This window comes from Spirosoma koreense (assembly GCF_054777875.1).
The window spans coordinates 2,815,691-2,836,315 of sequence record NZ_BAAHAC010000022.1 but is presented as its reverse complement, the minus strand read 5'-3'; the positions used below and the strand labels follow the sequence as shown (position 1 = coordinate 2,836,315).

Genomic DNA, 20,625 nt, shown 5'->3' with positions numbered 1-20,625 from the left:
AACCACTCATCGTACGATGAGTGGTTTTTGTTTATTGGGTTAGGCACAACCGCGCTTTAAAAACGACAGCCTGTCAAGGTATCATTTGTGCAACAACCGCAACTGTTACATGGGTGGCTCCCAACCTTTTTCGTACTGACGGCTCCAGAGCTTCATGGCATCGGCATCTTTGATATGGCCATTTTTCGAATCGACGGCAAAGGATTTGTTTGTTCGGTAGGCGATATTGGCCAGGTGGCACAGTAACGTACTGCGGGCACCTTGTTCAATCGTCGACGCCTGTTTCTCTTTTCCGCGGATGGCTTCGAAGAAATTTACCACGTGCCGGGTCGTCATGTCGCCACCGCCACCCAAGGCAGTACCGGCCTCCGAACCTTTCGATTTGCTGTCTTTGATGACTTTCCCGTCGCGATTGAATAGCTGATATCCGTTCCGGTCGACGTACACCGTGCCGTTGGTTCCGTAGATGATGGTACCCCGGTCGCTGCCGTAGGTTTTATGCCCGTTGCGGCTTTTTCCGTCCCATTTGATGATTTTATTACCCGGAAACCGGAAGGTAGCATCCATCGTGTCGTACATCACCCAACCATCTTCCGGGAAATACCGTTTAGCCGCTTCGACCGACACGTATTCCGGAAACTCAACGCCCAGAGCCCAGCGGGCTACGTCCAGCTCATGGGTGGCGTTGTTGCCCGCTTCGGCGGTTCCGTACGTCCAGCCGTACCAGTGCCAGTTGTAATCCCAGGTATCGTGGGTGTAGGCGGTGCGCGGAGCCGGTCCCTGAAACAACTCCCAGTCCAGTCCGTCGGGTACGGGCGCTTTTTTCGGCAGGGGCACCTCCCCCCGCGTAGTGGCGTAGAAAGCAACGGCCTTGAATGGTGCGCCAATCACTCCGTTATGAATCTGATTGATGATATCGATGGACTCCAGCGACGACCGCTGTTGATTGCCCATCTGAATAATTTTGCCGGATTTCTTTTGTAGCTCGACCAAAATCTCGCCTTCGCGTGGGTTATGGCTACATGGTTTTTCGACGTACACGTGCTTGCCGCCCTGCACGGCAAGCCAGGTACCGGGCGCATGCCAGTGGTCGGGAGTGGCGTTGATCAGCACATCGACATTTTTGTCGGCAATGACCTTCCGGATGTCATTTTCCAGTTTCGGTGTATAGGTGATGTGCTTCGAGAATTTCTGCACGGCCGCTTCCCGCTGCTTCTTCATCACGTCGCACAGGTAGATCAGCTCGACGTTGCTTTCTTTCTTCGAAATCGGCTCGTAGTACGCCCCTAATCGCCGACCCAGTCCGGCAATCGCTACGTTGATCCGTTCATTTGACCCGATAATTTTCACGTAACTTTTCGCCGACATCCCGTTGGCAAGCCCGCCGAATGTTACACCTGCCGTTCCCAGGGCTGCTTTTTTAATAAACTCTCTCCGCGAATCTTTCATGTAGGCTTTTAATTTTCAATTACTGCATCTGCTTTTAGGCTTTTCGTTTACCGGTCCTCGTTGCATCACAAACGCCTTTGAAATACCCAACCGACTCGGCAATACCGGCCAACGGGTCTTTCATGTCCTTTTCGTATTCGAGGCTGCAACTGCCGTCGTATTTGATTTTCCGCAACATAGCCACAAAGGCGGGGATATCTATCACACCCCTACCTAGTTCACAGGTTTTTCCTTCTTTCGATCCGGCCGTAACATTCTTCAGGTGGATATCGAAAATTCGTTTGGCATATTTTTCCAGATCAGCAACGGGATCGTCACCATACCGTTTGTCGTGGCCCATGTCGAAACAGAGACCGATGCGTGGGTCCAAGTCTTTCAGCGCATCGTAAACGGACTTAGCGTTGGGAAACAGCTGAATATCAGGCCCGTGGTTATGAATAGCATACCGCATGTTGTATTCCTTCACCTTTTTATCGATGTACGGCAGGTCTTCCGGATTCGGAATCCCGACGATCAGGCTCACGCCCACCCGTTTGGCATAGTCGAAGCCATTATCGATTTCCTGTTTGGTTTTCATGTAGATCGGCCCCACCGCATAGCCCGTCACACCCGCGTTTTTCAGTTTTTCATGAAAGGCAGAAATCTGTTCGGCAGTACTGGTATAGGGCAGGTGAAAATCCTTGATGCACAGATAATGAACATCGGTTTTCTTCATCATCTCCAGCGACTGATCCAGGTTGAAATTCACAAAGCTGAATCCGGCCATGCCCAGCTTAAATAAATCGTCATTGGCCAGGGTTCCGCCCAATGCGGGTTTGCCCGCGAAAGTCGCTGGCCCCACACCCGCCAGCGCCATACTGCCGCCCGCTTGTTTTAGAAACGATCTTCGTGTACTCATGAAAACGTTGTTACAGGTAAAACACCTATAGAAAACCGACAACCGGGCTATTTCTACTGCCAGCCGCCCAGCCCTGAGGGTTCGTTTATCGCCTGATGGCCGGGCCAATTTGTCACCATTTGCTAAAATAATTGGATTAGCCTATTTTGCGGCTCCATAAACCACCGCCCCAAGAACAGAACCATTTATACGGAGCAAGGCCGCGCTGAACTCTTTTTCCAGACGGTCAATCTGGACCACTACCTGACCCGGTTCCTTCAGGATCTCGGCAAGCCCGACGATAAGCGCTTTCACCGACTGACATTCGGCGAGATTGCCAAAGTACTGAGTCAGGGAAATGGTTTAATTCAGAAATTTGCTGATGCTAAAAAGAAATATTTTGCGGTCTCCCATTACGAGGGGAAATATTATTACACCGTTTTTTATTTAGAAAAGCGAGAAGATTGTGATAAATTGTTTGCTATAATCACCACCTGTTATGCCACAAACAACAAAGACATTCACGAACGGTACGAAGCACAGCTTGAAAAAAAACGACGTTTATTTGGATGATGAACCAGGCATTAACGAACCCTACTGGAATTCTGATCCAACAACCATGATGGTTCGAAGGGAAATACTACAAGTTTGATGCGGATAGTAAGCCGTACCGTTTTTACCCGCCAGGTTTAAAACGCCCGCGATCAAAGTCGAAGCCTACGCCTTAGCCGTCTCGGGGTTTCCAGCTTTTTACCGTCGAAAATAGCGGCCTTATATATCCTTTTTGCCGCTTCGTAGAAACCGCCGAAATCGGCTGTTGAAAACCCTGTTCTTTTGGGCATCCATTCGCCCATATCATGAATTGGTTTGCCCTTTTTGGCCTGTTCGTTATTCCGCTTTCTGCTTCTGCTCAGACGGTTATCTCGTCGGTTCAGGAAGCCCTGACGCTCGCCCGACGCAGCAACCCTGAACTAGTCAATGCCCGGCAAAACCGGCAGATTCAGGGGCAGCAGTCATCGGCTACACGGGCGAGTCTACTTCCACAGGCGCGTTTCTTCACGAATTTCGATTACAACTACTCCCTGCCGGTGCAGTTAGTCCCGACAGAGCTCTTTGGCGGCAGGCCGGGCGAATACCGCTCGATTCAGTTTGGGCTTCCCTACGTGCTGGCGGCCGGTGCGGAGGTGACCGTTCCGGTCGTCAACCGCCCATTACGGGCAGACGTAGGCATCGTTGAACAAAACCTGCGCGTAACCGACACCCAAAACCTGGTTTTACAGGATGAACTGTCGACCCAAACGGCAAGGGTTTACCATGCCGCGGTGCTGACCCGATCAGCCATTGTCATTACCCAGCGCAACCTGTCGGCGGCTGATACGCTTACGCAGATTGCCCGGCAACGGCTGGAGAAAGGGGTAATCGAACCGCTGGAATACAACCGGATTCGGTCGGTACAACTGACCACAGCCGATGTGCTGTATCAGAATGAACTGGCCTACGTACGGAATCTGAATCAACTCAAACTGCTTCTGGGGCTCACCCCGACGGATAGCCTGCTCCTGTCCGAAGAATTGACGACCCGCCCCGCTGGCATGAGCCTTGCGGCTTCAATGCGCTCATTTGTCGAACGACCTCAGATAACGCTTCAACAGGCGCGGGTCGAGCTGGCCCGGCTGCAGCTCAACCGCGAACGCCTGCAGCGCTGGCCGACGCTTTCGGCGTATGGACGGTTTACGGAGCAGGCCCAGCGTAGCCAGCTTAACTTCTTGAATACCAGCCAGCCCTGGTTCGAAATTGGCGTGGCCGGCTTACAGTTCAACTGGCCGATTTACCTGGGCGGGCTACGCACGAGCAACCTGACGCGAGCCCGGCTGCAACTCAAACTCGCCGAATCGGAACTGGCCTACGAACGATCGAAGCAGCAGACCGACGACGAAGACGTCCGGAATACCTATAACCAGGCGGTGCGGTCGCTGGATCTGAACCGGCAGAACTACGAACTCAGCGATCAGAACCTGCACATTGCCCTGGTCAAATACCGGTCGGGTTTGTTTGCCTATGATCAGTATCTGAACGTGTTCAACGAAGCGCTGACAGCCCAGAACCGGTTCCTCAATAACCTGTCGAACGTATTTATCAACCAGACCCTCTTACAAATTCGAAGCGGTCAGTAATCGGAAATGTCATTAAGTAGTCATTGAATCGTCATTCATGGGAAGAGGTTCGTTCTGACAACTATTGACCATAAATGACTACCAATGAAAATGACCACCAATGACAAAAAATGACTACCTACTGACTAGGTCTAAGCAAAAAGCCGGAACATGAAAACCACCGTTTATATAGTCCTGATTATCGTTATTGGCGCGGCCTGCAAACGGGATGCCGGGGGAACGTCGCCTGCTTACCGCGAACTGACCGAGGCCGTCTATGCTTCGGGCAATGTGTACCCACGCAACGAATACACGGTCACGGCCGATGCCACGGGCATTATCCAGCAGCGGCTCATCGACGAAGGCGACTCCATCCGGAAAAATCAGTTACTCTTCGTGCTGGAAAGTGCGACCGAGCAGGCCCGTCAGCAGGCAGCCGCGAACGCCTACCGGCAGGCGCAGGCCAACCTGAGTGCAAACTCGCCCGTACTGGCTGAACTGGAAGCTCAAGTCCGTAACGCCCGGACGCGCCTGGCCAATGATTCGATCAATTACAGCCGGTTCCGTGAATTATACAGCCAGAACGCCACCTCGAAAGCCGATCTTGAACGGGCCGAATTGAATTATACCCTCTCGCGCAACACCCTGCGTGCCCAGATGAACACCCTCCAGCGCAGCCGCGATCAGATCCGGCTCGACGTGGCCAACAACCGCAGCCAGTTGGTAACCTCAGAAGTTGCGGGGCGAAACACGCGCATCCGAAGTTTCGTGGATGGCAAGGTGTATGAGGTTTATAAAGAGCCGGGAGAGGTTATCAAGCCGGGAGAGCAGCTGGCATTGGTCGGTAGCGGCCAACAGTTATACGCGCAACTGGCGGTTGATGAAAGTGACTTTGGGCGGCTTCGGGTGGGCCAGGCGGTTATTCTCAAAGCCGACGTGTATCCCGACAAGGTGTTCAAAGCGCGGGTTAGCAAGATTTACCCCAAGCTCAACCGCACGGATCAGTCGTTTCGGGTAGATGCCGAGTTTACGGGCGAACGCCCGGCCTCCTACTACGGCCTCACCGTCGAAGCCAATATTATCATCAGCCAGAATCCGCACGTGCTGACCATTCCTAAATCCTACGTCGTTGGAGCCGATAGCGTCTGGATCGAGGAGGGTGGTAAAAACCAAAAAGTAAAATTTCGGAAAGGCGCCGAAAACTTCGACCTGGTGGAGGTGAAAGGAGGATTAACGGAAAAATCAGTCGTCGTCAATGGAGGAGATTAAACACGGTGGTACGAAGAGCAGAGAGTTGTTATGTAAAAACTAATTATCCCACTGTATAATACACTAACTATCAGCTATTTAAAAGAAAGCCATCCCGTGACCGCTGTAAAACATTCTCAGTGCTCTCTGTGCCGCTGTATTTAAACTAAAAATCGACTATGGATATTCGCATTGCTGCCCAGATCGCCCAAACGCACCTGCTGGCCAAGAAACGCCAGACACTCGTGGCCATGCTCGGCGTTACGTTCGGCATTGCCATGTTCATCACCATGATTTCGTTTATGCAGGGCGTCAACCAGTTTCTGGAAGATTCAGCCCTGGATGCCAGCCCCCACATCCGGCTCTACAACGAAGTCAACACGCAGCGCCCTTCGCTGATCGACCAGTTGAACCCGGGCAAATTCAACGTTATTCACCACCAGAAACCGAAAGACGAACAGGCCCGCGTCAAAAATGGCATGACCATCGCCGAACGCATCGAACGAGCACCGGGTGTATTGGGCGTATCGCCCCAGGTGGCCACCCAGGTGTTTTACAACAACGGACCGATCCAACTTTCGGGTACGATTTCGGGAGTGAACATCGACCGCGAAAATCGGCTGTACAACCTGACGTCGCGGCTTAAATCGGGTAGCCTGCGCACCCTCCAGAATAACCCGGACGGCCTGATCATGGGCGCGGTGCTGGCCCGGAAGCTAAACGTACAGGCGGGCGATAAAGTGACGGTGACCACGCCTAAAGGCGGAACCCGCATTCTGCGCGTGGTCGGGACGTTCGGGTTCGGCGTGGGAACGGTGGATAACACCAAGAGCTACGCCAACCTCTCGACGGTGCAGGAGATGCTTCAGAAAGACCCCAGCTACATTACCGATATCCACGTGAAGATGATCGATCCGATGCAGGCCATTCCCTTTGGCAGGCAGCTTCGGGCCATGTACGGCTATTACACGGAAGACTGGGCCACGGCGAACACCGCCATTCTGGCCGGTGAAAAAATCCGGAATATGCTCACCTACGTGGTTTCGATCACGCTGCTGGTGGTAGCGGGATTCGGTATTTACAACATCATGAACATGACGGTCATCAACAAAATCAAGGACATTGCCATCCTGAAAGCGACGGGTTTCGAAGGCCCTGACATCATCGCTATTTTTTTATTACAGGCCGCTTTCATCGGGCTGACGGGTGGCCTGTTGGGACTGGCCATCGGCTTTGGCTTGAGCTACCTGCTGTCGATTACCCCGTTCGACGCCGGTGACTTCCTGAGCATCAAGACCTTTCCGGTTATTTTTGCGGGTAAATATTACATACTGGGTCTTCTGTTCGGTATTATCACCACGGTTCTGGCGGGCTTTTTCCCTTCCCGCAAAGCCGCCCAGGTAGATCCGGTTTCGATCTTACGAGGATAGTTTTTTAATGAAAAATGGATAATGTACAATGAACAACGATAAATGAATCGACGCATCCATTAACCATTATTCATTGTACATTATCCATTATACAGTCTATGAACACCGTCCTTTCTGCCCAGCATCTGAACAAATATTTCTACGATCCGGATAAATTTCAGGTCCTGAACGACATTACGTTCGACGTGCAGGCGGGTGAATTTCTGTCGATCGTCGGGAAATCAGGTTGTGGTAAGTCGACGCTACTGTATCTGCTCTCGACCATGGATACCGACTATGAAGGTCAGATCGAAATGGCTGGGGCGAAACTCAGTGGGCGTAGTCAGGATTTTCTGGCGCATTTCCGCAATGAGCACCTGGGGTTTGTCTTTCAGTTTCATTTTCTGCTGCCCGAATTTTCGGCTCTGCAGAATGTGATGCTGCCCGGCCTTAAGCTGGGAAAATACCCGGTCAACGAAATTGAAGACCGGGCCATAGAAAAACTACGCCTGATCGGGATGGACGCTTTCGCCCGAAAACCGGCCAGTAAACTGTCGGGGGGCCAACAGCAGCGGGTAGCCATTGCGCGGGCGCTCATCAACGATCCGACTATCATTATGGGCGACGAACCCACGGGAAACCTGGACAAAGCCAATACGGAAAACGTCTTCGCAATTTTTCGCGATCTTGCCCGACGCGGACAGACGATCATCGCGGTGACGCACGATCCTGATTTTGCCGCCGGTACCGACCGAATCATCGAAATGTCTGACGGGAGAATCATTGGCAACCATGAAAATAAAATTCAATAAGTACGTCGAGCTGCTGCTCCTCTGGATTGCGCTGGGCGGGATGGTGGCCCGCCAGTGGATGGTTCCCAGCATTAGCTGGCAGGTGCAGACCTTTCTGTTCATCATGTCGTTCATTATGCTGAACCTGGTCTGGATGTTCCATTACGCATTCAACGAGTGGCTGAATCAGCGCCTGCCCTTCGAAAAAAATGTACGCTGGCGCATCATCGTTCAGGTCCTGGGCGGCTGGACCATCGTTAAAACTGTGGCTATCGTGGCTGGTTATTTTATCGCGCTTCGCTACTTCCCGCCTGTTTTAACGCTGCTGAACAAATTTGGCTTTATTATCATCGGCATGATGGTTTTCCTGGTCAACACCATCATTTGTCTGGGTTTCATTGCCAGCCATTTGTTAAAACGCTGGCAGGAAAATGCCCTGCGCAACGCGCAGCTTGAGAAAGAAAAAGTACAGGTGCAGCTCGATAGCCTCAAAAACCAGGTCAGCCCCCATTTTCTGTTCAACAGCCTGTCTTCGCTGGATAGTCTGATCGACGACAATCCGGTACTGGCCCGGCAGTTTCTTCAGCAGTTGTCCAAAGTATTCCGGTATGTGCTCCGGCATAAAGAAAAAGCGCTGGTACCCCTGGAAACGGAACTGGCCTTCATCAAAAATTACGTTTCGCTCCTGCATACCCGGTTCGATGGGGCTTTCATTATCCGTTGCGACATCGATGAAGCGGCTCTTGACGAACAGATTGTGCCCGTTACACTTCAGATTCTAATTGAAAATGCCATCAAACACAACGTCATCAGCGAAGCACGCCCACTGACGGTTACTCTGAGCACGCAGGATGGGTATCTGTCGGTAAGCAATCCGCTTCAACGGAAACGACAGGTCGAAACATCCAACCAGCAGGGACTCGAAAACCTGAAACTTCTGTACGGTTTTTTGAGCGACCGCCCCGTAACCATTCAGGAAACGAGCACCCATTTTCAAGTTCTCTTACCTTTGCTGTCGGGTGAAAAAGCACCGTTGGTATTGGGTCAATAATGGTCATTCATGGTCAATTGCCGGGCGTCATGGGTGGTCATCTATGGCGATCCATGGTCATCAACTGGCAGCCTCAGGCGATAAGCTACTGATAATGAAGACCATCTTAAATACAAAACCACCGTTCAGATAACAACCAATGACTATTCTGCTGATCGAGGACGAGCCCCTCATTGCCCGGCAACTGCACAAACTGGTGAATCAGCTGGAGCCAACCGCCGTGATCGACGGGCCGCTGACGAGTGTTCAGGCAATCTGTGATTACTTCGACAGCCACCGGCTGGATACGAAACCTTATCCCGACCTGATCATTTCCGACATTCAGCTATCCGATGGAATCAGCTTCGAAGCCTTCCGGCACGTCAATCTGAGCACGCCCGTAATTTTTACCACTGCCTACGACGAATACGCCATTCGGGCTTTCAAACTGAACAGCCTCGATTACCTGCTCAAACCCATCGATCGCGACGAGCTCAAACTGGCTCTGGCCAAATTCCACCGATGGGCCGTGCCCGGCCTGGCCGATTTTGGCGACCAGTTCCGAAATTTCCTGGCCCACATGGCGGCTCCGGCAACAGCCCCCGCCTTCAAACGGCGGTTTTCCGGCCATCACCTCCGCCAAATCGTTACGGTCCCTCAGGAAGGGATCGCTTATTTCCTCCGCAATGAACTGATCTATCTCTATACCACCGACGGAAAAAAACTGATCACCGATTACAGAACCCTCGATGAACTGGAAGAACTGGTTGACCCGGCCTGCTTCTTTCGGGCCAATCGCCAGAGTCTGATTCAGCTCGACGCTGTAGCGGGCTACCGCCCTTATGAAACGACTAAGCTGTCCGTAAGCCTGAAAAGTCCGAACGACGCGTTGGAGCTGATTGTCAGCAAGGAGAAAGCCAGTGCCTTTAAGCATTGGCTCGAGGGGTAATTGGTACGACCCTTCGCTCACCAACCGGCAAACGTCATTACCAGACTGAGCAGGCCTACGGGATGGCTAACCAGAAGGCCCAGGTCGATTACCAGGTAAAACCGGCAAAAAATACTCACCCTACAGCTGTTAAAAATACCTAACGAAACTTGCTCTTGGTTTCCTTTTTCGTAACTATACGAATAGTTTCCTTCACCCAACTAATTCGTATGGTTATGTTCAATTCCTTGGCTATTAAACCCACTGTGGCCCTTAGACGCAGCCTGATTGCACTGGCCGCTATCTTGCTTCTGAGCCCGGCTGCGCTCACGCTGGCCCAAACGAAATCAGCGACAGCCCCCTTGCCGGAAGGCATTACTAAAATCGCTTCTGTAGAAGGGATTACGGAGTATAATCTCAAAAACGGGCTCAAAGTCCTGCTGTTTCCTGATCCCTCCAAACCCACCATCACCGTCAACATCACTTACCTGGTGGGGTCCCGCCACGAGGGGCTGGGCGAAACCGGTATGGCCCACCTGCTCGAGCATATGGTGTTTAAAGGCTCGCCGAAGCACAAAAACATCATGCAGGAACTGACCGAGCACGGCACCTGGCCCAACGGCACGACCTGGTACGACCGGACTAATTATTTCGAGACCTTTTCGGCTGCCGACGAGGGCAATCTCAAGTGGGCGCTCGACCTCGAATCGGACCGTATGGTGAATTCATTCATTGCTAAAAAAGACCTCGAAACCGAGTTTACGGTGGTACGCAATGAGTTTGAAATCGGCGAAAACTCTCCGCAATGGACCCTCGAAAAGCGGGTACTATCGTCGGCCTACCTGTGGCATAATTACGGCAAATCGACCATCGGTTCGAAGGAAGATATCGAGCGGGTACCGATCGAAAAACTCAAAGCCTTTTACCAGACCTACTACCAGCCCGACAATGCCGTGTTGCTGGTGGCTGGCAAGATCGACGAAGCCAAAACCCTGGATCTGGTCAGTCAGTATTTTGGGCCGATCCCCCGCCCTACCCGCCAATTACCCAAAACCTACTCGGTCGAGCCGACGCAGGATGGCGAACGGCAGACGACCCTCCGGCGCGTGGGCGACACACAGGGTGTTGCGGCTGCTTATCACACGCCGTCGGGTTCGCATCCCGATTATGCGGTCATGGACGTGCTGATGGACGTGCTGACCAATGAGCCTTCGGGACGGCTTTACAAAGCGCTGATCGAAAACAAAAAAGCGGCTTCTCAGTATGGCTGGACCCCGGCGCTGCACGATCCTGGTTTCGCGTATTTCTACGCCGAACTCCGAAAAGATCAGTCGCTCGACTCGGCGCGGACGGTCATGCTGGCCACACTCGATGAGGTAAGCCGCAAAGCGCCAACGGCGGAAGAGGTGGACCGGGCGAAAACCAAGTTACTGAAAGACATCGACCTGCTTTTCAAAAATACTGACCGTGTGGGTCTGCAAATGAGCGAATGGATCGCCACCGGCGACTGGCGGCTGGTGTTTCTCTACCGCGATGCCCTGCGTAAGGTCCAGCCGGCCGACGTGCAGCGGGTAGCGGCTGCTTATTTCAAACCCTCGAACCGGACGGTGGGGGTGTTCATTCCCGAACAGAAACCCGACCGCGCCGACATTCCGGAGTCGCCGGACGTGGCCGCGCTGGTAAAGGATTACAAAGGCGAAATCGCCGTGGCCGCCGGTGAAGCCTTCGATGTGTCGCCCGCTAATATCGACGCGCGTACCAAACGCGGGGCCGAAGCGAACGGGCTGAAATACGCGCTTTTGCCCAAAAGCACCCGCGGGAATTCGGTGAACATACAGATCCGGCTGCGCTATGGCGACGAAAAAAGCCTGATGAACCAGAGCCTCGCCGGTCGGTTTACGGCTCAGATGCTGGACCGGGGCACCAAAACCCGCACCTTCCAGCAGATCAAGGATGAGCTCGATAAGCTGAAAGCCCAGGCCTATGTGTATGGGTACGGTCAGTCGGCCACAGTGCGCATCGAAGCCGAAAAAGACAAACTACCGGCGGTGCTGAAGATCGTGACCGACTACCTGAAAAACCCGACCTTTCCGCAGGCGGAACTGGATAAGCTGAAACAGGAAGCCCTGGCCCAGATCGAATCGCAGAAGCAAGAACCACAAGCCATTGCGTGGAAAACCCTGCAGCGCATCACAGAACCGTACCCGAAAGGCCACCCATTTTATGCCATGACCTTCGACGAAGAGATCGAGGGGATCAATAAACTGACAATCAACGACATCAGGGAGTTCTATAAGAACTTCTACGGGGCCAGCAATGCCACGATAGCCGTGGTCGGTGCGTTTGACGAACCGACCCTTCGCAAGATGATCAAAGATGAACTGGGTAGCTGGAAAGCAGCCAAACCCTTTACCCGCATTCCGCAGACGCTCTTCGCTGACCTGAAGCCACAAACGCAGTCGATTCAGACGAACGACAAAACCAGTGCCGTTTTTGCGGGTGGTATGCAGTTTCCGTTGCGCGACGATGATCCGGAATTCCCCGCGATCGCCATGGCGAACTACATTCTGGGCGAGGGCATGCTCAACTCGCGGCTGGCCACCCGGATTCGGGTGAAAGATGGGCTGAGCTACGGCGTTGGTTCGTACGTGTATGCCGACGATAGCGACAAGGTCGGCAACTTCGGCTCTTATGCCATCTACAATCCAGAGAATGGCGAGAAATTCGACAATGCGTTCCGGGAAGAAATTCAGAAAATGGTAAAAGATGGGGTAACGGCCGACGAGGTCAAAGCCGCCAAATCGGCGATGCTGCAGGAAAAACAATTGGAGCGGTCGCAAGATGGTGCCCTGGCGAACAAATGGGCACAATACCTGTCCAGGAAAGAAGGACGCACCTTCGCCTACGATGCCGATTTCGACAAAAAACTCGAGGCCCTGACCCCGGAGCAAATCAACGCGGTTCTCAAAAAATACCTCGATTATAACAAGCTGACGATGGTTAAAGCGGGTGATTTTGAAAAAGCTGCGAAAAAGGTAGCCGAAAAGCAACCTGCTTCGTCGGTGGGCGGAGGCACCAAAAACTAACCTGTCGGGACTTTTCGGACGGATGGGCGGCTTAACTTCCGACCGCTCATCCTTTTTTTGTCACGTCACTGTAAAATCGGTTGATTATAGCCCATTTTTTTCATATCTATACCCAATTCGTTTTTTTAGTACCCAACTAACTTTTTTATGCGAAATCATCTTACCCTGCCAACCTGGGCCCGAAGACAGGTTGTAGCCGCTTCGCTGCTGATCGGCAGTCTGACGTTCGCGTCGGCGCAGGACAAACCAGCCGCCATTACGCTGCCCGCGGGCGTTACCAAAGGAGCCTCCGTGGAAGGGATCACGGAGTATAATCTCAAAAACGGACTCAAAGTCCTACTGTTTCCTGATCCCTCCAAACCCACCATCACCGTCAACATCACTTACCTGGTGGGGTCACGCCACGAGGGGCTGGGCGAAACCGGTATGGCTCACCTGCTCGAGCACATGGTCTTCAAAGGGTCCACCAAGCACCCCAACATTCCGCAGGAGCTGACCTCGCACGGTGCCCGGCCCAACGGCACAACCTGGCTCGACCGCACAAACTACTTCGAAACCTTTGCCGCCACAGACGAGAACCTGAAGTGGGCACTCGACCTTGAAGCGGATCGGATGGTGAATTCGTTTATCAAAAAAGAAGATCTGGCGACCGAATTTACGGTGGTGCGGAATGAGTTCGAAATGGGCGAAAACTCCCCGCAGAACGTGCTGAACGAACGGGTTGTATCGGCTTCGTATCTGTGGCACAATTACGGCAAATCGACCATCGGAAACCGCTCGGACATCGAGAAAGTCCCCATTGATAACCTACAGGCCTTTTACCGAAAGTTCTACCAGCCCGACAACGCCGTACTGGTCGTGGCCGGTAAAATCGACGAGTCGAAAACCCTGGCGCTGGTCAATGAGTATTTTGGGGCAGTTCCGCGACCCACGCGAGTGCTGCAACCAACCTACAGCATCGAACCGACGCAGGACGGCGAAAAGCAGGTAACCCTCCGGCGCGTGGGCGACACAAAGGTGGTGTCGGCCCTGTACCACATTATGCCCGGCTCCCATCCCGACTACCCGACGATGGACGTAGTCATCGAATTACTCACCAACGAACCTTCGGGGCGGCTTTATAAAGCGCTGGTAGAAACAAAGAAAGCGTCGCAGCAATATGGGTATTCGTTCACAACCAAAGATCCGGGCTACGTATATTTTGCGGCCGAAATGCTGAAAGACAAGCCGCTGGATGACGCTAAAGTAGCGCTGCTGTCGACTCTGGATTCGGTAGCGATCAAAACCCCGTCCAAAGAAGAAATCGACCGGGCGAAAGCCAAGCTGCTGAAAGACGTCGAACTTAGCTTTAAAAACGCCGAGCGCGTGGGGCTGGCCATGAGCGAATACATTGCCACGGGCGACTGGCGGCTGGGTTTTCTCTACCGCGATGCGCTTGAAAAAGTGTCGCCTGCCGATGTGCAACGGGTGGCTAAATACTATTTCAAACCCTCGAACCGCACCGTAGGGCTGTTCGTACCTGACCCGGCACCCGACCGCGTCGATGTGCCGAACGCACCGGACATTGCGGCTATGGTGAAGGATTACAAAGGGCGGGCACTGGTAGCCGCGGGCGAAGCCTTCGATCCATCGCCCGCCAATATCGACGGGCGCACCCGCCGGTCGGAGCAACCGAACACCATCGAACTGGCGCTGTTGCCCAAATCGACACGCGGCAACGAGGTGAATGCCCGCCTGACACTTCGATATGGCGATCAGAAAAGCCTGCTGAACAAAAGCGCCGTTTCGGTCTTTACGGCCTCGATGCTTGATAAAGGCACGACGACCCGTTCGCGTCAGCAGATCAAGGATGAGCTGGATAAGCTGAAAGCCCAGGTGAGCGTGTCAGGGGGCGGCAACCAGGCTAACGTGAGCATCAAAACCACGAAAGAAAACCTGCCCGCTGTGTTGCGGATTGTCGGTGATATCCTTAAACACCCAGCTTTTGACGCCAACGAATTCGATAAGCTGAAGCAGGAACAACTGGCGTCGATCGAGTCGCAGCGGTCCGAGCCGCAGTCGCTGGCCTTCACGGCTTTCCAGCGGCAGATGAGCCCCTACCCCAAAGAGGACATTCGCTATACTTCGACGCCCGATGAAGACGTGGCCGACGTGAACGCGCTGAAGCTCGATGAGCTGAAGCAGTTCCACAAGGATTTTTACGGTGCTCAAAATGCCACTCTGGCTGTCGTCGGCGATTTCGACGAACCAGCCATTCGGAAAGTGATCACGGATGAGTTCGGCACCTGGAAAGCCAAGAAACCCTTCAGCCGACTGGTAACCCCGTTCAACGACATCAAACCGACGCCCCAGGCCATTGAAGCCCCCGACAAAGCCAATGCGTTTATGGTAGCGGGTGTAAACCTGCCCCTGCGCGACGATGACCCGGATTATCCGGCGCTGGTATTGGGCAACTACATGCTCGGTGGCGGTTTCCTGAATTCGCGCCTGGCCGTCAGGATTCGGCAGAAAGAAGGGATCAGCTACGGGGTAGGCTCGCAGTTGCAGGCCAACCCGTTCGATAAAACGGGGATGTTCATGACCTATGCCATCTACAACCCGGAAAATGCAGAACGACTGGAAAAAGCGTTCCGGGAAGAAATGGATAAGGCGGTTAAAGAAGGCTTTACGGCCGATGAGATCAAAGCCGCCCGGTCGGGTCTTTTGCAGGCCCGGATGGTTTCGCGTGCGCAGGATGCCTCACTGGTCGGTACACTGAACAACTACCTGTACCTGAACCGAACCATGAACTGGGATGCCGATCTGGAAAAGAAAATCGAATCGCTGACACCGGAGCAGGTCAACGCGGCTATGAAAAAGCACATCGATCCCGCCAAGATTTCGATCATTAAAGCGGGTGATTTTGCCAAAGCCGCGAAGAAAATGGCGGAGAAACAACCCGCTTCGTCGGTGAGTGGCGGTTCGAAGAATTAATCATAACCGGGATTTATGTGATTTGATCGACCGACCTTGAGTCTTTGTAACGTGGACGGTCAGTAAAATCAAAAAAATCCCGGTACTTTTTTGTGGAAATTAACTATAAAAATAGTCATATACCTATAACCATCGTTTATCACATGAAAACCCTACTTTTATGCATGGTAACTGGGTTGTTGACCTTATCCGGCTACGCTCAGGACCGTATCGTTTTGCTGAAGGACACCACCCGGTTAAACCTGTTCCCCTCCCATTTGACGAGTAAATACCCATCGGCGCTGCCCAGAGCGGCCGGGGAGCGGGCCGTTTTTACTGGTCGCGGACGGCCATTTCTCGACACGATCAATGCCCGGCAACAACAGTTTTTCTCATTCGTCAACCGAAATAAAACCCGCTTACCAGTTACCGGTATCATTCTTCAGGCGCACGAGTTCATTTCGCCGGATGGTACGTTCGACCGAGTCTTTTGCGAATTCCTGGGTAAAGATCTGACCAGCGAGCAGGAAACTCAGTTGCTACAGCTTATGACTCAATGGTATGAGCAACATCCATTTCCAATTAAAACGAAGGCTGGTTTCAGTTGGACCAACATGATGCAGTTGGGCAGCATTCCCCAGAAACGGACGGTCCGGCGTGGTCCAGGCATCATCAGCACGCTGGAAGCGGCCCGGGCAACAACCCGCCCAGATACCGTTACGATGCTGGCATTGAACCAGTTGAATCTTTCAACCGTACCCGACCTGGTGTACCAGTTCCCAAAACTGGAAGAGCTTGATCTTTCGAACAACGCCCTAACCGAGCTGCCTGCCCGCCTGACGGCCGATATTCCCAGTCTGAAACGGCTGAGCGTGTACAGGAACGCAATCCCCGACGACAGTGTGTTCATCACCCGCAACAAACACCTGCGCTCGCTGAATCTGCAGAGCAACCGCCTGACCCACATTCCAAAAGCGGTACGCCAGAACCGACGGCTCGAAAGCCTATGGATGGGCAATAACCAATTGAAGGAAGTCGATGTACGGTTATTACGTCGGCTCCACCGGCTGACAGACCTGAACCTGTACAATGCGAGCCTCACCCGACTTCCCAACAGCATGGGGCGACTGAAGCACGTGAAAGTACTGGATTTATACTACAATAAACTAACGGAACTGCCTCGTCAGCTTGGCCGTATGAAGCGGCTGGAGCAACTGGCCATTGCCCACAACGACCTGAAAGAATTACCTATTTCGCTGGCAAAATTACGCCGGTTGCAGGTGCTTTTTGCCCACCACAACCGGCTTAGCCAGTTACCGACCGATTTCCAGCGCCTACGCCAGCTACGGGTTCTGGACGTCGGATACAACTGGTTTTCGGTAGCGCCGAACGTGCTGGGGGCACTGCCCTCCCTGGAAGAGCTGGACCTGAATAACAACAATTTACAGGAATTTCCGAACGTGTTGTTGTCCATCAAAAACCTAAAAAAAGTGTACATGGGCAGCAATCCGTTGTTTAGCCGGGAAGCCATGACCAGCCCTTACGCTCCTCAACTTAAACAGCTCGAAGCGAACCACACGCAGGTAACGTACTGACCAAATAAAATTCTGCTTAGAATTTTCATAATCAATCTTAGAAAGACTGAAGAAACTGGCCGGAAGCGGATAAATTTGGCTTATTTTGCGGTTATACCGGCACTAGTAAGTCTCTTGTATGCAAGCCGTTAGCTCACCTGTTTCTCCGCCCCCGAATCGCCTGGCGCTCTGGGGAAATTTAATTTCGGTTTATATCCTGTGGGGATCGACGTATCTGTTCATTCATCTCATGACCGAACAGATGCCCCCCTTGTATATGATTGCCATGCGGTATCTGATCGCCGGTTCTATTCTGTATGGCTATGCACGGCTAACGGGTACCCCGGCCCCGACGCGGGGGGAGTGGCGCTCGGCGGGTTTCCTCGGAATCATCCTACTGACAATTTCCAATGGGTGTCTGTCGGTGGGATTGCAATACATTCCCAGCGGTATGGCGGCTCTGCTGGGTGGCCTGTTACCCGTTTACCTGCTCACCCTCAACTGGGTTTCGTTTGGCCGCCAGCGCCCGAGTAATCTGTCGCTGGCGGGGTTGGTGATTGGCCTGATCGGGATTTATCTGCTTATTAAACCTGATAAGTTACAGCCGACAACGGGCATCGACGCGCGGCTGATCGGGGTTGGACTCGTGGCCTTCGGTAACTTTGCCTGGGCCATCGGCACCTTGCTGACTCCACGGCTGTCGTTGCCCTCCGGCCCTGTCGCGAGTGGTATTCAGATGATCGTGGGCGGTATCGCTTCGCTGGTGGTTAGCCTGATCATCGAGCCGGTCACGCCCTGGAGCATCCTGGACGCACCCATCAAAGCCATTGGCTCCATGATCTATCTGGTCATTTTCGGCAGCATCATTGGTTTTTCGTCGTATTCGTGGCTGGCCCGGAATGCGCCCCCGCCTTTGCTGGCAACTTATGCCTTCGTCAATCCGGTGGTAGCCATGCTGCTGGGCACGTTGTTTGCGGGCGAAGTTTTTTCCAGCCAGTCGTTTCTGGGCGCCATCGTGGCCCTGGTGGGGGTCGTGTTCATCACCCTGGGTCGTAAATATTGACTATACCACCGCTATGTACGCCAGTTTCTACGCGCACATCCGAAAGTTCGTTCCCCTCACGAGCGATGAAGAGGCTATTCTAGCTACTTACTTAAATTACGAACCCCGGCCTAAAAAAGCATTTATTCTTCGGGAAGGACAGACGTGCACGGCCAATTATTTTATCCTGCGCGGTTGCGTCCGGATGTTTTTTATTACCGATCAGGGGCATGAGCAGATTACCCAGTTTGGAATCGACAACTGGTGGATCAGCGATTACGGGAGCCTGGACCGGCAAACGCCGTCTGCGTTTTATATTCAGGCCCTCGAACCTTCCGAACTGGTCGTTCTGGAGCGGCAGGTGCAGGATGCGTTATTTGAGAGGCTTCCGCAGATGGAACGCTACTTCCGGATCGTCCTGCAACGAGCGTACGCAGCTTCGCAGATGCGGCTGTACTTCATCTACAACCAGTCGGGTGAGCAGCGCTATCATCAGTTCAATAGTGCCTTTCCCGAGTTTGTCCAGCGCATTCCGCAGTACATGCTGGCCTCCTATCTGGGCTTTACGCCCGAGTTTCTCAGCAAAATCCGGCGCCGGCGCGGATAAGTAGTATCCGTAGGGTCAATTTGTTCCGCGTCATTTCTTAATCCAGGTTAAGATTTCCCGAAGAATCCTGTTCCAATTTTGTCGCAAACAAAACAGGAAAACAATCATGGAAAAGCGAATGAATCTGCAGGCCACGGAGCCCGATGCGTACAAAGCGATGATGGCTCTTGAAAAATACCTGAGCACGACCAGCCTGACAAGCACCCACATCGACTTGCTTAAAATCCGGGCTTCTCAGCTCAATGGCTGTGCCTTCTGCATCGATATGCACACCAAAGAGGCCCGCCAGCATGGCGAAACCGAGCAGCGTATTTATGCGTTGAACGCCTGGCAGGATACCCCGTTCTTCACAGAAGCAGAGCAGGCCATTCTGGCCCTGACCGAAGAAGTAACCTTTATCCGGCACCATGTTTCCAGCGAAACTTACAAGCGGGCGGCTACGGTATTGGGAGATAAGTACCTGGCGCAGGTCCTGATGGCCATCATTACCATCAATGCCTGGAATCGGATGGCCATTACAACCGGTATGAGTCCGGCACTCAATTGAACGAGTCTGTTCAGCCGGCCACAACAATGCGCGACCGGCTGAACAGACTCGACTACACCGGCGGAGGGCTGATGCTGGTCCAGCCTCCGTCGACCACCAGGCTTTGACCGGTAATGTGCCGCGATGCGGGAGCTACCAGAAACAGGGCCGCATTCGTGATGTCGTCTACCGTGGCCGGGCGACCCATCGGGGTAATGCGCGACCAGATCGGGATATAAGTGGGGTCGTCGAGGGTCCGTTCAGTAAGCGTAGCGCCCGGCGCAATGGCGTTGACCGTGATGCCGAGGGGCGAAAAATCGATAACCAGTTGTTTGGCCAGCATCTCCAGCCCAGCTTTGGTCATGCTGTAGACCGGTAAGCCCGGATGCGCCTGATGCCCGACCACCGACGACATAAACAGTATGCTCCCGCCCCGCCCCTGCTCCCGCATTTGCAGAGCCGCAGTCTGCGCCAGAAAGAAACTCCCCCGCAGGTTGAGGTTCACGATTTTCTGAAACGCATCGGGCGTCGTCGTGAAAATATCCCCGAAGATCGTGATGCCCGCATTAGCGATCGCTATGTCCAGCGAACCGAACAGGCGAACGGTTTCAGCCACCATTTGCCGGATAAACGACACGTCGGACGCATCGCCGGGATACGCTTCGCAGCGGCCCGCCGGTTCCCTGGCCTGGATGGTCTCTACCGCCTGCCGGGCCAACAGGTCGTCATAGTCGTTGAGCACGACATTGGCTCCCTGACGCGTCAGGGCTTGAGCAATGGCAAAACCAATTCCCTGCCCGGCACCGGTAATCAATACCGTCTGATTGGTAAAATCTGTCATACTATTTCCAGGCAGTCACCTCGGCCTGAGATGGCTCTGCCACAGCAAGTTGCAAAACACTTTTAATGGATAAACCGGAGCTTGCCGACGCCAGAGTAGTTGGCGTCAGCAA

General features: G+C 53.3%; 15 protein-coding genes. 12 read left to right on the top strand and 3 right to left on the bottom strand.

What is annotated here, in order from left to right; all coding sequences use genetic code 11:
• Nucleotides 1-105: 105 nt before the first annotated feature.
• Together ACYVC2_RS25275 and ACYVC2_RS25270 are read right to left on the bottom strand one after the other, a co-directional pair.
• Nucleotides 106-1,449: a Gfo/Idh/MocA family protein gene (locus ACYVC2_RS25275; RefSeq protein WP_461107033.1), complete on the bottom strand. Its 1,344-nt coding sequence runs from the start codon at nt 1,447-1,449 to the stop codon at nt 106-108.
• A gap of 34 nt (nt 1,450-1,483) precedes the next feature.
• Nucleotides 1,484-2,347 (bottom strand): sugar phosphate isomerase/epimerase family protein, encoded by an 864-nt coding sequence (locus ACYVC2_RS25270; protein WP_461107031.1) that lies wholly within the window; start codon nt 2,345-2,347, stop codon nt 1,484-1,486.
• An 836-nt stretch (nt 2,348-3,183) separates the two neighbouring features.
• On the opposite strand from ACYVC2_RS25270, the gene ACYVC2_RS25265 reads away from it, so the two are divergent.
• The 12 genes from ACYVC2_RS25265 to ACYVC2_RS25210 all read left to right on the top strand — a co-directional run bounded on the left by ACYVC2_RS25265 (nt 3,184) and on the right by ACYVC2_RS25210 (nt 19,693).
• Nucleotides 3,184-4,500 carry a TolC family protein gene (locus ACYVC2_RS25265; protein WP_461107029.1) on the top strand — a complete coding sequence of 439 codons (1,317 nt, stop codon included), beginning with the start codon at nt 3,184-3,186 and terminating at the stop codon, nt 4,498-4,500.
• Nucleotides 4,501-4,650: 150 nt separating this feature from the next.
• A complete protein-coding gene (locus ACYVC2_RS25260; protein WP_461107027.1) occupies nt 4,651-5,748 on the top strand; it encodes an efflux RND transporter periplasmic adaptor subunit in 1,098 nt (365 codons plus the stop codon).
• Nucleotides 5,749-5,906: 158 nt separating this feature from the next.
• Entirely contained in the window at nt 5,907-7,157 is a 1,251-nt protein-coding gene (locus ACYVC2_RS25255) for an ABC transporter permease (RefSeq protein WP_461107025.1), read from the top strand.
• Nucleotides 7,158-7,255: 98 nt separating this feature from the next.
• Nucleotides 7,256-7,948 (top strand): ABC transporter ATP-binding protein, encoded by a 693-nt coding sequence (locus ACYVC2_RS25250; RefSeq protein ID WP_461107023.1) that lies wholly within the window; start codon nt 7,256-7,258, stop codon nt 7,946-7,948.
• Nucleotides 7,929-8,978, top strand: coding sequence for a sensor histidine kinase (locus ACYVC2_RS25245; RefSeq protein WP_461107020.1), 1,050 nt, complete (start codon nt 7,929-7,931; stop codon nt 8,976-8,978). The genes ACYVC2_RS25250 and ACYVC2_RS25245 overlap by 20 nt, the downstream gene beginning before the upstream one ends.
• Before the next feature lie 139 nt (nt 8,979-9,117).
• A complete protein-coding gene (locus ACYVC2_RS25240) occupies nt 9,118-9,906 on the top strand; it encodes a LytR/AlgR family response regulator transcription factor (RefSeq protein WP_461107018.1) in 789 nt (262 codons plus the stop codon).
• A 215-nt stretch (nt 9,907-10,121) separates the two neighbouring features.
• Nucleotides 10,122-12,971 carry a M16 family metallopeptidase gene (locus ACYVC2_RS25235; protein ID WP_461107016.1) on the top strand — a complete coding sequence of 950 codons (2,850 nt, stop codon included), beginning with the start codon at nt 10,122-10,124 and terminating at the stop codon, nt 12,969-12,971.
• A 147-nt stretch (nt 12,972-13,118) separates the two neighbouring features.
• Nucleotides 13,119-15,944, top strand: a complete 2,826-nt coding sequence (locus ACYVC2_RS25230; protein ID WP_461107014.1) for a M16 family metallopeptidase — start codon at nt 13,119-13,121, stop codon at nt 15,942-15,944.
• Between the two features lie 143 nt (nt 15,945-16,087).
• Nucleotides 16,088-17,518 (top strand): leucine-rich repeat domain-containing protein, encoded by a 1,431-nt coding sequence (locus tag ACYVC2_RS25225; RefSeq protein ID WP_461107012.1) that lies wholly within the window; start codon nt 16,088-16,090, stop codon nt 17,516-17,518.
• 118 nt (nt 17,519-17,636) lie between these two features.
• Nucleotides 17,637-18,560 carry an EamA family transporter gene (locus ACYVC2_RS25220; protein WP_461107010.1) on the top strand — a complete coding sequence of 308 codons (924 nt, stop codon included), beginning with the start codon at nt 17,637-17,639 and terminating at the stop codon, nt 18,558-18,560.
• Between the two features lie 13 nt (nt 18,561-18,573).
• On the top strand, nt 18,574-19,146 hold the full coding sequence (locus tag ACYVC2_RS25215) for a Crp/Fnr family transcriptional regulator (RefSeq protein WP_461107008.1): 573 nt from the start codon (nt 18,574-18,576) through the stop codon (nt 19,144-19,146).
• Between the two features lie 106 nt (nt 19,147-19,252).
• On the top strand, nt 19,253-19,693 hold the full coding sequence (locus ACYVC2_RS25210; RefSeq protein ID WP_461107006.1) for a carboxymuconolactone decarboxylase family protein: 441 nt from the start codon (nt 19,253-19,255) through the stop codon (nt 19,691-19,693).
• A gap of 52 nt (nt 19,694-19,745) precedes the next feature.
• Here the strand turns inward: ACYVC2_RS25210 and ACYVC2_RS25205 are convergent, their stop codons facing one another.
• Nucleotides 19,746-20,513 (bottom strand): SDR family NAD(P)-dependent oxidoreductase, encoded by a 768-nt coding sequence (locus tag ACYVC2_RS25205; RefSeq protein WP_461107004.1) that lies wholly within the window; start codon nt 20,511-20,513, stop codon nt 19,746-19,748.
• Nucleotides 20,514-20,625: the final 112 nt, after the last annotated feature.